Annotated in this window: 10 protein-coding genes; 4 read left to right on the top strand and 6 right to left on the bottom strand. The window is 61.6% G+C overall.

Annotated elements, in window-relative coordinates; genetic code table 11:
* Positions 1 to 123 precede the first annotated feature (123 nt).
* A complete protein-coding gene (locus HX818_RS27645; RefSeq protein ID WP_177021092.1) occupies positions 124 to 1251 on the top strand; it encodes an NAD(P)/FAD-dependent oxidoreductase in 1128 nt (375 codons plus the stop codon).
* Positions 1252 to 1263: 12 nt separating this feature from the next.
* Here HX818_RS27645 and HX818_RS27640 read toward each other — a convergent pair whose 3' ends face one another.
* From HX818_RS27640 to HX818_RS27625, 4 genes are all read right to left on the bottom strand, one after another.
* Positions 1264 to 1866 (bottom strand): dTMP kinase, encoded by a 603-nt coding sequence (locus tag HX818_RS27640; protein ID WP_177021118.1) that lies wholly within the window; start codon positions 1864 to 1866, stop codon positions 1264 to 1266.
* Positions 1867 to 1898: 32 nt separating this feature from the next.
* A complete protein-coding gene (locus tag HX818_RS27635; RefSeq protein WP_177021091.1) occupies positions 1899 to 3845 on the bottom strand; it encodes a PAS domain-containing sensor histidine kinase in 1947 nt (648 codons plus the stop codon).
* A 96-nt stretch (positions 3846 to 3941) separates the two neighbouring features.
* On the bottom strand, positions 3942 to 5273 hold the full coding sequence (locus HX818_RS27630; protein ID WP_177021090.1) for an LLM class flavin-dependent oxidoreductase: 1332 nt from the start codon (positions 5271 to 5273) through the stop codon (positions 3942 to 3944).
* Between the two features lie 23 nt (positions 5274 to 5296).
* Positions 5297 to 6253 carry an ABC transporter substrate-binding protein gene (locus HX818_RS27625; protein ID WP_177021089.1) on the bottom strand — a complete coding sequence of 319 codons (957 nt, stop codon included), beginning with the start codon at positions 6251 to 6253 and terminating at the stop codon, positions 5297 to 5299.
* A gap of 409 nt (positions 6254 to 6662) precedes the next feature.
* Here HX818_RS27625 and HX818_RS27620 point away from each other — a divergent pair, with 409 nt between their 5' ends.
* The 3 genes from HX818_RS27620 (at position 6663) to HX818_RS27610 (ending at position 12472) form a co-directional block, all read left to right on the top strand.
* Positions 6663 to 8198 (top strand): efflux transporter outer membrane subunit, encoded by a 1536-nt coding sequence (locus tag HX818_RS27620; RefSeq protein ID WP_256346325.1) that lies wholly within the window; start codon positions 6663 to 6665, stop codon positions 8196 to 8198.
* Between the two features lie 104 nt (positions 8199 to 8302).
* Positions 8303 to 9415, top strand: coding sequence for an efflux RND transporter periplasmic adaptor subunit (locus tag HX818_RS27615; protein ID WP_008433355.1), 1113 nt, complete (start codon positions 8303 to 8305; stop codon positions 9413 to 9415).
* 9 nt (positions 9416 to 9424) lie between these two features.
* Positions 9425 to 12472, top strand: a complete 3048-nt coding sequence (locus tag HX818_RS27610) for an efflux RND transporter permease subunit (RefSeq protein ID WP_177021088.1) — start codon at positions 9425 to 9427, stop codon at positions 12470 to 12472.
* Positions 12473 to 12508: 36 nt separating this feature from the next.
* On the opposite strand, the gene treS is transcribed toward HX818_RS27610, so the two are convergent.
* Both treS and HX818_RS27600 read right to left on the bottom strand, forming a co-directional pair.
* Positions 12509 to 14560: a maltose alpha-D-glucosyltransferase gene (treS, locus tag HX818_RS27605; protein ID WP_008433350.1), complete on the bottom strand. Its 2052-nt coding sequence runs from the start codon at positions 14558 to 14560 to the stop codon at positions 12509 to 12511.
* Between the two features lie 122 nt (positions 14561 to 14682).
* Positions 14683 to 15465: an SDR family NAD(P)-dependent oxidoreductase gene (locus HX818_RS27600; RefSeq protein WP_003217767.1), complete on the bottom strand. Its 783-nt coding sequence runs from the start codon at positions 15463 to 15465 to the stop codon at positions 14683 to 14685.
* Positions 15466 to 15582 lie beyond the last annotated feature (117 nt).

The raw sequence follows: 15582 nt of genomic DNA, 5'->3' as shown, positions 1-15582 counted from the left end.
GTGCGCCGAAGCAAACTTTATATTCAATCGCCTGCGGAAAGTAAACCCCTTGAACCAGGCCATTTTTTCCACAAAATAGCGTAAAAACAGTCCGGAAGATTTCTCACATTCAACAGGTAACCTATGCACACCCCCGTCACAATCATCGGTGCTGGCCTGGGCGGTCTCATCCTGGCTCGCGTGCTGTACGTCCACGGTATTGCCGCCACCGTCTATGAAGCAGAGCCGTCGGCAACCGCACGCGCCCAAGGCGGGATGCTTGATATCCACGACTACAACGGCCAACTGGCCTTGCAGGCAGCGGGCCTGACGGACGAGTTCCGCGCGCTTATCCTGAAAGGTCGCGAGGCGACTCGGGTGCTTGATTGGCAGGGTGCCACTCTGTTGGATCAACCCGACGACGGCACAGGCGGCCGTCCCGAGGTCATGCGTGGCGAGCTGCGCAAGATGCTCCTCGATTCACTGCCCGCCGGTACTGTGCGCTGGGGCCACAAGGTCAAGAGCGTGCGCGCCCTCGGCGAGGGTCGCCACGAAGTGACCTTCGCCGACGGTACTTGCGTTGCCACCCACCTGCTGGTTGGCGCGGACGGAGCCTGGTCAAAGGTCCGGCCGCTGCTCAGCGACGCTGCCCCCGAGTACATGGGCCGCTCGTTGATCGAAACCTACCTGTATGACAGCGACGCCCGGCACCCGGCCACCTCCAGGGCGGTAGGTGGCGGTGCGATGTTCGCACTTCAACCGGGAAAAGGGATCCAGGCGCACCGTGAGACGGGCGCCACGCTGCACACCTACGTAGTGCTCACCGAATCCCCAAGCTGGTTTGCCGCCATCGATTTCACCGACACGCCAACGGCGGCGGCACGGATCGCGCAGGAATTCGCAGGCTGGTCCCCTGCCCTCACGGCATTGATCACCGACAGCGACACCGAACTGGTATGGCGCCCGCTCTTTATGCTGCCGGTTGAGCACCGCTGGGAGCGGGTGCCGGGCGTAACGCTGATCGGTGATGCCGCACACCTTGCGGCCCCGAATGGCGAAGGTGCCAACCTGGCCATGTACGATGGTGCCGAACTCGGCAAGGCCATCGCCTCATACCCTGATGACGTCGAAGCCGCCCTGGGCGAATACGAACAGGCCATGTTCCCGCGCAGCGCGCAAATGGCTGCCGAAGGGAATGAACTGCATGAGTTGCTGTTTGGTGACGATGCACCCTATAGCCTGGTCAGCATGTTCAACGGGGCAAGTGCCTGAACAGGGCTCGGGTCAATCACACTGGAAGGACTCAAGGACGTTATAAATTTCGGCAACCACCTGCCGTGTCGCGCCCTCAATGGTTCCTTCATTCCGGCATAATACCCAGCCGTGATCCGCAACCGCTCGCTCGAACGCGCGGGTACAGGCGACATGTTCTGCCAGCGTGTGGATCACGGTACTGCTCAGTCCGCGCCGGCGTGCCGCGGCCCGTGCCCATGAGATATCAGGGTCGGTGACGACCCCGATATGCAGGTCCGGCACTTGCACGTTTCGATCAATGTTCAACTGCAGGATTTCTGCCAGCGGGACTTCCCGGCGAAACGCGGCATCAGACGGGTACCAGCGGTCGATCAGGACGATGCTGTCTGGTGGCTGTCTAGCCAGCACGTGCCGGGAAATCCACGCACGGCTATCAGCGAAGCGTTCACAAACCTCCCACTCCAGATCCAGGCCGGGATGCCTGGCGAGTCTGTTAACGAGGGTCATTGTTTCACTTCTGAAGGGATCGCTTTTTCTCTCGCAAAGCCGGATCACCATTCTGTTGTCAGCCCTAAGCGCTTTTGTTACGGCCTCCAGCAATGTGGTTTTGCCAGTACCCTTGGGGCCATCCATGGAAACAAACAACGGACGGCCAGCCGCCTGACTCAACACGGCTTGTCGGTCCGGCTGCGCATGGTTTCGGCGATCACCCTGGCCAGTGCAGATTGATCGAATGGCTTGGGTAAGCGCGTCAATGTGGTCTTGAGGTCCAGGGAGATTTCCGCAAAGCCCGAGGAAAGAATGATGGGAAGGTTGGGATACAACGACTCGATGTTGCCGGCAAGCTCGATCCCGGTCATGTCCGGCATTGCCATGTCTGTCACGACCAGGTCAAAGCACGCGCCTTGCGCCAGGAACGCCAACGCAGCATGCCCGTCTCCTGCCGACACAACATGATGGCCCAGGTCTTCAAGCATCGCCCCGGTGCTGATCAGCACCAGCGGGTCGTCATCTACCAGCAGAATCTCGAGGCTTTGCTGATGGGCTGCATCGGGTGTATCTGCAGTTGATGCCAGCGCCGCAGACTGTGTGGTGTCGGTCACCGCCACCGGTAACCAGAGCTCTGCGGTTGTGCCCTCTCCTACCCGGCTCTTCAGCACAAAGTGGCCCTGTGACTGTGCCGCCAGGCCATGCACCATCGAAAGCCCAAGCCCGGTGCCTTTTCCCGCTCCCTTGGTGGTGAAGAACGGCTCCATGGCCCGTTGCAAGGTCGCGTCACTCATCCCGGGGCCGGTGTCGGTGACAGAGATGCAAATCAGCCTTTGCGAGTCATTCGCCCCGCCGGGAAACGAATCCTCCCGCGCTGAAATCAGGATCCTGCCCCGACCTTCCATTGCGTCCCGGGCGTTGATCACCAGGTTCATCACAGCCATTTCCAGTTGGCTCATGTCGACCAATACCGGCCGCAGGATCAATGGGAACTGTGTGTCGACGTTGATGCCTGCGCCCAACATGCGGGACAGCAGGTCTGACATGTTGCGGATCAGATCGCCCACATCCACAGGCTGAGGGTCAAGCTCCTGGCGACGGGCAAAGGCCAGCATGCGCTGAGTCAGCGTTGCGCCCCGCTGGGCGCCCGCGATGGCATTATTCAGTAAGGCGCAGGTTCTCGAGTCCTGCGGGACACGCTTCTTGGCGAGTTCAAGACTCCCCAGAATCACCATCAAGAGGTTGTTGAAGTCATGGGCGATGCCGCCGGTGAGCTGGCCCAGGGACTCCATTTTCTGGGATTGGAATAACGCCTCTCGGGTTTCCTTGATCTCCTGTTGAGCCTGGACGCTTTCGGTAACGTCCCGGGTGATCTTCGCAAACCCCACCAGCTCACCCAGTTCATTCTTGATCGGGTCGATAACCACATGGGCGAGGAATCCCGTGCCGTCCTTGCGCAGGCGCCAGCCCTGCCCTTCGTAACGACCTTCCCTGACCACCGTTTCAAGGGCGCGCTGCGGGACATTGTGGTCTACGTCCTCACGCTGGAAGAACATGGAGTAATGCCTGCCGATGACTTCTGCCGGCTGATAACCCTTGATGCGCTGGGCGCCGGCGTTCCAGGTGGTGATCACGCCGTTGGGGTCCAGCATATACAGCGCGTAGTCGGTGACGCCTTGCACCAGCAGGCTGAATTGCTGCTCGCTCTGGCGCAGCGCCTGCTCCGCGGCCTTACGCTCGGTCAGGTCCCGTGTGACCTTGGCGAAGCCAATCAACGTGCCGTCGTCGGCGCGTATCGGGTCGATGATCACCAGTGCCCAGAGACGAGTCCCATCCTTGCGGATGCGCCAACCTTCGCCCTCGAAGCGCCCTGACTGCTCGGCGCTCTTGAGTGCCCGGCCCGGCAAGTCCGAGGCCAGGTCTTCCGGGGTGTAGAACAGCGAAAAATGCCTGCCCAGCACTTCACTCTGTTCGTACTGCTTGATCTTTCTCGCCCCGGAGTTCCAACTGCGAATCAACCCGTTCGTATCAAGCATATAGATGGCATAGTCGACCACTGCGTCGACGAGCAGTCGATACCGGTCGTCCTGATTGAAAGGCCCTTGTGCAGGATGGGATGGCATCAGGAAAGTCTCGGGACAAATGAGTGGCTTGAGCCCTCAGTATGTCTAAAAAAATCCCCGGCCCACCAATTTATTCATCTGAACAGTTTTTTTGAGTCAACCGCCGCCGTTGCGCGCAAACCGTGGAATCTTCAATCCCAGGCTTTCGCGCAAGGTCGTACCTTCATAAGCCGTGCGATACACGCCGCGCTCCTGCAACAACGGGATGACCTCGTGCGTGAAGCGCTTGAACTGCTCCGGATGGCCGATGTAGATATTGAAACCATCCACCGCGCGGGCTTCAAGCCAGTCAGCCATTTTCCGAGCGACGGTATCCGCCGATCCGACAAACGCTCCCAGGCGCAGTTGCCGCCCGAACTCCACCGCCTGGCGCAATGTAAAACCTTTCTCCCGTGCCTGATCGGCAATGCGTTTGGCCGCGGTAAAAAAGCTGCTGCGTGCCGCCTCCAGGCTCTCCTGCGGGAACGGCGCATCAAGGTCGTACTGGCTGAAATCATGCCAGCCGAAATTGCGTCCGAACTCCTTCAGCGCCAGCTCGAAACTGTGGTCGGCCTGATGGTAGTGCCGCTCGGTTTCACGCGCCTGTTCATCGGTATCGCCTACATAAATCTCGGCGCCGGGCATCACCAGCAATTGCTTCGGGTCACGGCCATGTTGCAGCGCCCTGCCCTTGATATCCCGATAAAAAGCCTGGCCCTGCTCGATGCTGGCCGCATGGGTAAAGATCACATCGGCCGTGGCTGCGCCGAGGTCGCGGCCTTGTTCCGAATCGCCAGCCTGGAAGATCACCGGTTGGCCCTGGGGTGAGCGCTGGATATTCAGCGGCCCGACCACGGAAAAGTGCTCGCCCTTGTGATTCAGGCTGTGGAGTTTGGCGGGGTCGAGAAACCGGCCGGTGGCGCGGTCACGCACGAAGGCATCTTCCTCATAGGAGTTCCACAGGCCCTGCACGACCTGGACGTGTTCGGCCGCCCGGCCATAGCGGGTGTCGTAGTCATAATGTTCGTCGCGGCTGTAGTTGCCGGCGGTACCGGCGTCGCCGCTGGTGACCACGTTCCAGCCGGCGCGGCCTTTGCTGATCAGGTCGAGTGAGGCCAGGCGCCGCGCGACGTTATAGGGCGAGTTGTAAGAGGTCGTCAGCGTACCGACCAGGCCCAGGTGCCGGGTGCTTACGGCAAGTGCCGATAACAGCGTCAGCGGCTCCAGCCGGTTCAGGTAGTGGGATGGCGAACCCGGTGTGATGAATTGGCTGTCGACGATGAACATCAAGTCGAACAATGCCGCCTCGGCCTGGCGTGCAATGTCGATGTACCAGTCGACGTTGACGCTGGCATCGGCCGGCAATTGCGGGTCGAGCCACAGATTGTGGCGGCCGGGCCCGCCGCAGCCCATGGTCAGGGCGCCGAGTTTGAGCTGTCTTTTAGTCATGTCCTACGTATTCCTGGAAACGTTCAGGGCTGGGTTCTGGCGACGGCTGGTTGCAAGGACGCCGCGAAGGAGTCGTCGAACAGCTTGGCTGCCGGGTAAGACTTGACCAGTCCCTGGCTTGCGAAAAAGTCCACGGTCTTTTGTGCTTCTACAGGCGACTGGGCTGTCACCGGTTCGACCGTCGTGCGTGCCCGGGCAAACCAGGCGCGGGCAATGTCGGCATCTGCGCGGGTGCGCTTGGCCCAGGCATCTGCATACGCGTCGGTGTTGGCCGGGCTTTGGCGCGTCCAGTCACGGGCTTTCTTCAGGCGTTGGAGAAAATCGCTGATTTGCTCACGCTTGTTATCGACGGCCCTGGTGCTGGCGGCGACGAAACTCTGGGCCGGGATCAGCCCGTCTGCGGTCGCCAATACCCGTGCGCCCTGGCGTTCCTGTTGGGTGACGTAGGGTTCCCAGGTGGCGATGACGTCGACCGAACCGCCTTCCAGTGCGTGGGAAGCATCCAGTGCACTGAGGTAGCGCAACTCCAGGGCCTCTTTCGGCACGCCCGCCTTATCCAGTGCGGTCAGCAGCAATTGCTGGCTCCAGGAGCCTTTCCAGATGGCGGCGCGCTTGCCTTTGAGGTCCGCAAGGCTGTGGATCGAGGAATCCTTTTTCACCAGGATGGCCACGCCCTCGAGGTTTTGCCGGCTGATGGCAATCACCTTGATCGGTGCGCCGAGTGCACCGAGGAACAGCACGGGCGCATCGCCGAGCAGGCCGATGTCGAGGCTGTTGGTATTGAGGGCTTCCGCCACCGGAGACCCGGCGGTGAATTGCTTCCATTCAAGGGTGTAGGGCAGATCATCCAGCACCCCCGCCGCTTCCATCACGGCCTGGGCGTTGTAGCTTTGGTCTCCGACCACCAGCGTTTGCGCGTTCGCGGTCAGGCACAGCAGCGTGACGGCCAACCCGGCCGCCAGTTTTGTCAGGTAACGCACGTTCGTCTCCAGATGCCTTCTCAAGCATTGAAAGTCGATCCGCGCGTGCGGTCTCGGCAGTGTTCGTAGGGAGGGCTACGATGAGGGGCTGACGGCTGCATGTAAAATACTTATAACGCATAACCTAATTCGATATTAATGCGTTAAATGCATTTTTGTGGGTGGTCGGCGCGCACGGACATTGCGTACCCGCCTGCACCACCTACACTGATTTGAATTCGGCGACTCTCGCGCCATTTTTTCAGCCGTATGGCCCGATGCCCGCGCACTCATTGCTCAACAAATAAAGCAGTTAACCAACTGATTAATCAGAGTAAATATGAAAGAGCAGCCTCGGCAGCTTGCATCGGCACCGCAACCAGTGGCGCACAGCCGCGCCCTTTTTCGACCACCCCACCTTCTGGCTCCGTTGAGCCTGCTGTGCATCGCCCTCGCCGGATGCACCGTCGGGCCCGATTTCGCGCGCCCTGAGGTGCCGGCGAACGCCGATTATTCACGAGAAAAACTCACCTCCACCGCCAAGGCCGATATCGACACCGGCGGTGCGGCGCAGCGGTTGATCGCCGGGATGGATATTCCCGGGCAATGGTGGACGCTGTTCCGCTCACCGGAACTGAACGCGCTGGTGGAGGAAGCCTTGCGCGCCAACCCGGATGTCACCGCCGCGCAGGCGGCATTGCGCCAGGCCAACGAGCTGGTCTATGCCGACCAGGCGTCGCTGTTTCCCTCGGTGAGCGCCAACGTGCAGAAAGCCCGCGAGAAAGTATCGGGCGTCACCTCGGGCCTGCCGGAGTCGCCGATTCTCACGGTGAGTTCGGCGTCGCTGAGCGTGTCCTACGCCCCGGATGTGTTCGGCGGCACGCGCCGGCAAATTGAATCCACCTCGGCCCAGGCCGAGTACGAACGCTTCCAGTTGGAGGCGACCTACCTCACCTTGACCTCCAACGTGGTGAACACCGCAGTCAGCCTGGCCTCTATACGCGACCAGATCGCCGCCACCGAAACCATCATTCGGCTACAGAGTGATCAGCTCGACGTCCTGCAGGCGCAGCGCCGGCTGGGTGCGATCGGCGACTCCGACGTGCTCACACAACAGACCGCGCTGGCGCAAACCCGTGCCACCTTGCCGCCCCTGCAAAAGCAGTTCGCCCAGACCCGCAACCAGTTGATGGCCTACCTCGGCCGGTTTCCCAACCAGGACCGGGAGGAGCGCTTCAACCTCGCCTCCCTGCACCTGCCCGAAGAACTGCCGCTCAGCCTGCCTTCGGCCATCGTTGGCCAGCGGCCAGATGTGCGTTCCGCGCAGGCGCAACTGCATCAGGCCAGTGCCAATATCGGCGTGGCCGTCGCCAATCAGTTGCCCCAGTTCAGCATTACCGGATCGGTGGGCTCCACGGTGGCCAGCGGGACCAAATTGTTTTCAGCGGGCAGTGGGGTCTGGAGCCTAGCCGGGTCGATCACCCAACCGATCTTTGATGCCGGCGCACTCGAACATCGCAAACGCGCTGCCGTGGCCGCCTATGACGAGTCGGCAGCCCGCTACCGTGGCACGGTGATCGGCGCGTTCCAGGACGTGGCCAACGCACTGCGGGCGCTGGAGGCGGATGCCGATGCGCTCAACCAGCAGGTAGTGGCCGAGCGCTCTGCCCAAGCCAACCTGGACCTGGTGCAGGCGCAGTTCAAACTCGGTGCCGTGGCGTACATCAACCTGCTCACGGCCCAGCAAACCTACCAGAACACGGTGCTGGCCCGGGTCAGGGCGCAGGCCTCCCGCTACAGCGACACCACCGCGCTCTTCCAGGCATTGGGTGGCGGATGGTGGAACCGTACCGATGTGGACCCTGCCACCAAGGGCCGGCCTGATCGGTTCGGCCTGCCTTCGTGGAACGAGATCATGCCGGCCAGGAACGAGGCAGCGCCTGCCGATTCGGCACGGTTCAACTGAACTGAACTCTTGAAACAGCGAGAACATCCATGGCTGACGTCATAACCGCCTCTCCCCTGCCCACCGAGCCCGGCGCACCGCGCAAGCGCCGACTGTGGCGGCCGATGATCATCATGATCGTGGTGGTGCTGGTGATTGTGGCGATCATTGCCGGGGTGAAGTTCGTGCAGATTTCGGCGCTGATCGCCCAGTCGAAAATGCCCCTGCCCGCCTCCGTGGTCACGGCCATGAAGGTGCCGTTCAGTGATTGGCAACCGAATGTCAGCGCCGTGGGCTCAATGAAAGCGGTCAGGGGGGTGGATGTGACCACTGAAGTGGGCGGCATCGTGCGCACCATCGGCTTCACGCCCGGGCAAGAAGTGGCGGCCCAGGCGCTGCTCGTCCAACTGAATGCCGACTCGGACATCGCGCAACTGCATTCCCTTGAGGCCACGGCCGACCTGGCGGTGATCGTCCTCAAGCGTGACAAGGCGCAACTGGCGGTTAACGCCATCTCCCAGGCACAAGTGGACACTGACACCGCCGACCTCAAAGCCAAGCTCGCCGCCGCCGAACAACAGCGCGCGCTGGTGGCGAAAAAAACCATCCGCGCACCCTTTGCCGGGCGCATCGGCATCACCAGCGTCAACCCTGGCCAATACCTCAACCCCGGCGACAAGATCGCCACGCTGCAAACCTTCGATCCGATCTACATCGACTTCACGGTGCCCCAGACTCAAATGGAGGCCATCGCCATCGGCCAAGGGGTTTCGGTAACGGCCGACGGCCTGTCGAATCAAACCTTCACCGGCAAGATCAGCACCATCGACACCCAGTTCGACGCCACCACGCGCAATGTCACCGTGGAAGCCACCGTCGACAACCCCAAACAGAACCTGGTGCCCGGGATGTTTGCCCGCGCCGTGGTCAACTCCGGTGCGACGCAGCGCTACCTCACCGTCCCGCAGACATCGGTGACCTACAACCCTTACGGCACCACGGTATTCATTGCCACATCGAGCAAGAACGACAAGGGTGAGGAAGTCCTCACCGCGCAACAGACTTTCATCAAGACCGGGCCGACCCGGGGCGATCAGGTGGCGATCCTGTCGGGTGTGAAGGAAGGCGATCTGCTGATCACCAGCGGCCAGATGAAGCTCAAGAATGGCTCGCCGGTGAAGGTCGATAACAGCGCCGCGCCGCTGAACGATCCTGCGCCGACTCCCCAAGAACACTAAAGGTGTCCCATGAAGCTTACCGATACCTTTATTCAGCGGCCGGTCTGGGCGATTGTTGTCTCGCTGTTCATCCTGATCCTGGGGCTGCGCTCGATCTTCGAATTGCCGGTGAACCAATGGCCACGCACCGAAAATACCGTGGTCACCATCACCACCGCCTACTACGGCGCGGACGCCTCCACCGTTGCCGGCTTTATCACCCAGCCGCTTGAATCGGCCATCGCCCAGGCCCAGGGCATCGACTACCTGTCATCAACGAGCATCACCGGTGTCTCGACGATTACCGCCACGCTGCGGCTGAATTACGACGCGAGCAAGGCCCTCACCGAGATCAACACCCAGGTCAACTCGGTCAAGAACCAACTGCCGGCGCAGTCCCAGGAACCGGTGCTGACGGTGGCGGTCGGGCAGACCACCGACGCCATGTACCTGGGTTTCTACAGCGACACCCTGCCCACCAACAACATCACCGATTACCTGGTGCGGGTGGTCAAGCCCAAGCTGGACTCGATCCAGGGCGTGCAAACCGCAGAAATCCTCGGCGGGCGCCAGTTCGCCCTGCGCGCCTGGATGGACCCGAACAAACTGGCGGCGCATAACGTGACCGCCCAGGACGTGTCCACTGCCCTGGCCAACAACAACTACCTGTCTGCGGTCGGTTCCACCCGCGGGCAAACGGTGACAGTCGACCTGACGGCCGGGACCGACTTGCACACGGTGGATGAATTCAAGCGGCTGGTGGTCAAGCAGAAAGGCGATGCCCTGGTGTACCTGGAGGACGTGGCCACCGTCACCCTCGGCGCCGAAAGCTACGACAGCAGCGTGGCGTTTTCCGGCAAGCGTTCGGTGTTCATCGGCATCAAGACGGCGCCGACTGCCAATATCCTGACGGTGGCCGACAGCGTGCGCGAGGCCTTCCCCGAGCTGCAATCCCAGTTGCCCACCGGGGTACGCGGCGAGATCGTGTATGACTCCACGGAGTTCATCAACACCTCGATCTATGAGGTGGTGAAGACCCTGGTCGAGGCGATGATCATTGTATCGGTGGTGATCTACCTGTTCCTCGGCTCGTTCCGCGCGGTGATCGTGCCGCTGGTGGCGATCCCGCTGTCGCTGGTCGGGACCTTCTTCATCATGTACCTGCTGGGGTACTCGATTAACCTGCTGACCCTGCTTGCCCTGGTATTGGCGATCGGCCTGGTGGTGGACGACGCGATTATCGTGGTGGAAAACGTCGACCGGCATATCAAGGAAGAAGGCAAAGGCGTGCTGGAAGCTGCGCTGGTTGCCGCCCGGGAACTGGGTGGGCCGATCATCGCGATGACCGTGGTGCTGATCGCCGCCTACGTGCCCATCGGGCTGCGCAGCGGCCTTACCGGTGCGCTGTTCAAGGAGTTCTGCTTCTCGCTCGCGGGTGCCGTGACCGTGTCGGCCGTGGTGGCGTTGACGCTTTCGCCGATGATGACGTCCCGGCTGTTCAAGACCGGGCAGGAAGAAGGTCGTTTCGCCCGCAAGCTCGATCAGTACTTTGACTGGTTGCGGGGCCGTTACCACCGCGTACTCTCGGGCGGCCTGAACGTATGGCCGGTGCTGGTGACGTTTGGTTTTGTGCTGTTCCTGCTGGTGGCCGCCAGCGGCATGACCGCCAAAAGCGAACTGTCGCCCACCGAGGACCAGGGGCTGGTGTTCATGCAGATCAAGGGCCCGCCCACCGCTTCGCCGCAGCAGATGGAGCGCATCGCCGACCAGGCCTTCCAGATCGCCAACAAAGAGCCGGAATACGCGCAGATGTTCCAGCTGACCGGGTTGCCTATCCTCAACCAGGGCCTGGGCGGTGTACTGCTGAAAAACTGGGGCGACCGCTCGCGCTCCCAAGCCCAACTGATATTGGAACTCCAGCAGAAATGGAACCAGGTGCCGGGCGCGACCATCGCCGCCTTCCCGCTGCCATCGCTGCCGGGCGCCCAGGGCTTGCCGGTGCAGTTCGTGATCACCACCACCGACTCGGTGGAAAACCTCAACGAAGTCGCCCAGGCCGTGGTGGCCGAGGCCCAAAAACAACAGCTGTTCTATTTCTCCGACATGGACCTGAAACTCGACAAGCCACAAGCCAAGCTGGTGGTGGACCGGGAAAAAATCGCCGCACTGGGCATGACCCAGGCCGACGTCGGTGCGGCGCTGTCCGCGGCACTGGGCGGCAACTACGTGAACTACTTCTCCACTGCCGGGCGCTCGTACAAAGTGATTCCCCAGGTGTTGCAGGTTGATCGCCTCAACCCGGACCAGATTCTCGATTACTACATCCGCACCCCATCCGGCAGCATGATCCAGGCGCGGACCGTGGCGCATATCGAAACCTCGACCCAGCCGGAATCCATCAACCACTTCCAGCAACTCAACTCGGCGACCCTGTCGGGCGTCAGCGGCGTGGCCCAGGGCGAACTGCTGGCGAAACTGAACACCATTCTGACCAATATTGCGCCGTCGGGTTACACCTCGGACTTCTCCGGCGAATCACGCCAGTTCATGCAGGAATCCGGCGGGTTCTTCGGCCTGCTGATGTTTTCGATCCTGATCGTGTACCTGGCCCTGGCGTTTCAGTTCGAGAGTTTCCGCGACCCGGTGGTGATCCTGTTCTCGGTGCCCCCTGCACTCTTCGGCGCGCTGGCGTTTATCACCATGGGCTTTGCCTCGATCAACGTATACACCCAGGTGGGCCTGGTGACGTTGCTGGGGTTGATCACCAAGCACGGGATCCTGATCGTGCAGTTTGCCAACGAGTTGCAGCGCGCCGGTCACAGCAAGCGTGAGGCCATAGAAGAAGCCGCCGGCGTGCGTTTGCGGCCGATCCTGATGACCACCGCCGCCATGGTGCTGGGCGTGGTGCCGCTGGTGTGGGCCTCCGGTGCCGGGGCTGCGGGACGGCATGACATGGGCCTGGTGATCTTCGCCGGGTTGTCGATCGGTACCGTGCTGACGCTGTTCATGGTGCCGGCGATGTATATGTTCATTGGCTCCACGCACCATCAGGAGGCGGAACAGCCGGTCCCCGTGTAGGAGCGAGCTTGCTCGCTCCTGCAGTGGATCAGTGGGTCAGATCACTACCCGCAGCGCCAAGCCTTCATACGCATCCAGGGTGATGGTGAAATCACCCTCGGGTGTCAGATCGCCCTCCACCCGCTCATTGATGATGTCCACCACCGGCCCGGGCGCAATATCGGGCAGGTGCAGGGTTTCAGTAATCGGCGTCGAGCCGAAGTTCAGCGCCGTGATCTGGGTACCTTTGCCCGCCGGCAGCTCGTGCACCATGATCAACAGCCCCGGGTGCTGCACATCCGGCACCAGGATCTGGCGGCTGGCGGCGATGTCGTAGGCTCGGCGCACCGCGAGGATTCTTTGCAGTTGCGAGGCAAACGAATCCGGGTCGGCCAACTGGCTGATCAGGCTGCCATACAAGGTTTTCGGGCGTGGCATCTGCCCGGCGGATTGCTCCGCATCCGGATTCAGGTCCACCAGGTCATAGGCGCCGCGATGGATCCAGCGTGTGTCGCCATCCAGCATCAAGTGGGCCACCTCCTGCGCCGGTAACGGCAATGCGCCCACCAGGTCCCAGCCGGACAGTGCAAACACCCCCGGTTGCATCGCGTTGTACATCACCAGCAGCAGGTGAATCTGGCGGATCTGCTGGATATCCGCCGGGGTAATCGCCTCAAGGTCGCGAATGCCCAGCGCCGCCGTAATGATGCTGGCGGTGGTGCAGGACACGCCATTGGTCACGAACTTCAGGTTATACGGTGCGTGTTCGCCAGCCAGGCGTTCGTACATCTGCTCACGGATATGCTCGCGCAGGATGCCGCCGGGAAAGGTCTGCCCCTGATAGAGGTAGGTGTCATGGGCGTGTAACGTCCAGAAGTGCACCAGTTCCAGGGTCAGCTCGTCATGGTTCTGCAAGGCGTGGATCAGCGAGCCGGGGTCGATGCCCAGGGTGTGCATCTCCCGCAGCATGAGGCGCAGGAATTCGGTGTCGCCCATCAATAACGCGTGCTGGTAAGCCGGGCGCGTGATGAAGTCGTAGGACAGGTCGGCGCCGCCGTGGGACATGGCGGCGATGTCGTCCACCGTCAGGTTCAGTTCCTGGAAGCTGAAACCGCCCGCCTTGCGAATCGCGCCGCCCAGGATCTGGTTGCCGGTGATGGACAGCGGATGGCTTTCAGACCAGGCGTTACCTTCCAGTTTTCGTTCCACACCGAGGAAACCGTTGGCGTCCAGGCGCAGGATTTTCGCCCCCATTACGTCGATGGCGTGCAGGGCGTCGCCGATGATCATCTGCTGCGCGGCGAAGGTCGGGTCCAGCCAGTTCAGCGACGGCTGCCCTTCCTTGAAGTAATGCAGGTACACCCAGCGCCGGGGCTTGCCGTCCACGCCGATGACCACATCGGTCGCGCTCCAGTCGGTTTCCTTGACCCCGGGCTCGAAGAAGATCACCCGTTGCAACTGGCCGACGATGTAGTGCTTGTCCCTGAGCACGTCGACCTGCTGCGGGCTGAGGTTCTGCGCATCGCGGCCCTCGCTGATGTCGGGCAGCAGCGGCCAGTCTTCTTCGCGGATCTCCACCATGTGGTAGAGCCCGGGATAGTCTTCGTAGGCCATCTCGGCCAGGCGGAAGTCCGCGCCCTTGCCGGTGTGGGACGGGATCACATCGTCGATGATCACTGCGTTGTGCGCGGCGGCCATGCGGGCCAGCGCCTGAAGCTGGGCTTCGGTGCCCAGTTGCGGGTCGATGTCGAAGCTGATGCGGTCAAAATTGCCGTCAATGGTGGGGGTGTGCTCGGTGCCGGATAGACCGCCCGAGCGTTTCAATGGGCCGTTGTGAATGCCCTGGATGCCGATTTTTGACAGCGCGTGCCATAAAGTCTCATCCCCCAGGGCTTCGAGTACGCTGCCGTTTTCACGGGTGACGATGGACGCCGGATAGGCCGTGAACCACACCGATGCCAGGGCTGAAGCATCACGGGGCCGGGTATGGGCATACGGCTGTTGCCACAACCGGCCTTGCCCCGAGTAGAGCCTGGCGCGCTGCTTGGCGGCATGCAGCATCGATTGTTCCACCAGCCAGGCCACATGTTTCTTATCGGCGTCCGTCATAAATCAATCACCTGCACCCATGAAGTAGTCGGTTGCGGTGGCTGCATATGAACCACCGTTCGTTACTGTATGAGGCCCCGGGCGGCGATTCGTTGCATCCGGGATGGCGACGCTTCCCCGGCCTAGACCCAGCCGCCGTCCACAATGAAGTTCTGTGCGGTACACATCGCCGATACATCAGAGGCCAGGAACAGCGCCATATTGGCGATATGTTCCGGCTCCACACTGCCCGGCAGGCACTGGCTGCGGGCGATCAACTCCCGGGCCGCGTCATCCACCCACATCGCCAGTTGTTTCTCGGTCATCACCCAGCCCGGCACCAGCGTATTGACCCTGATACGGCTGGGCCCAAGCTCCCGCGCCAGGGCCCGGGTCATGCCGTGGGCGGCGGCTTTGCTGGCGGCGTATACCGGGTAGCCGCTGGAAGCCATCATCCAGCCGATGGAACCCAGGTTGATGATCGACCCGCCGCCTGCCGCCTTCATCATCGGCACCACGGCCCGGGCCGCGAAAAAACCGTGCTTCAGGTTGACCGAAATCAGTTGGTCGAACCGCTCCGAGTCGATTTCATCCAGGGTGTGCCGAACGTCGTTGGCGGCATTGTTCACCAGCACGTCGATCGGTCCGAGGCTCTGCGCCAGGCACGCTATCGCGGCCTTGTACGCGATCTCGTCGGTGATATCGCAATGGGCGAATTCGACGGCATGGCCCTCGGCCGACAATATCGCCGCCAATCGGTCGCCCTGCCCTTGCGCCCGGTCCACGAAGGCTACCTTGGCCCCCTGGCGTGCGAAGGCACGCACCATGGCCTCGCCTATCCCGGAAGCACCGCCGGAGATCAGCACGGTTTTATCCCGCAGGTCCGGGTACATCGCCTGCGCGCCGGGCTGTTTTTCAGTGTTCATGGGGCAGTCACTCCGCTGTATTTAGTCTTATTTTATATTGCATGTTTTGCGATATTGGCTATAAATCAGCCCTGCAGCCGAGTAAATAGTAGAACTATTTAATTAACAACAATAAAG

The organism is Pseudomonas sp. F9001, from assembly GCF_013385435.1.
Classification (GTDB): Bacteria; Pseudomonadota; Gammaproteobacteria; order Pseudomonadales; family Pseudomonadaceae; genus Aquipseudomonas.
This window is presented reverse-complemented; position numbering and strand designations above follow the sequence as displayed.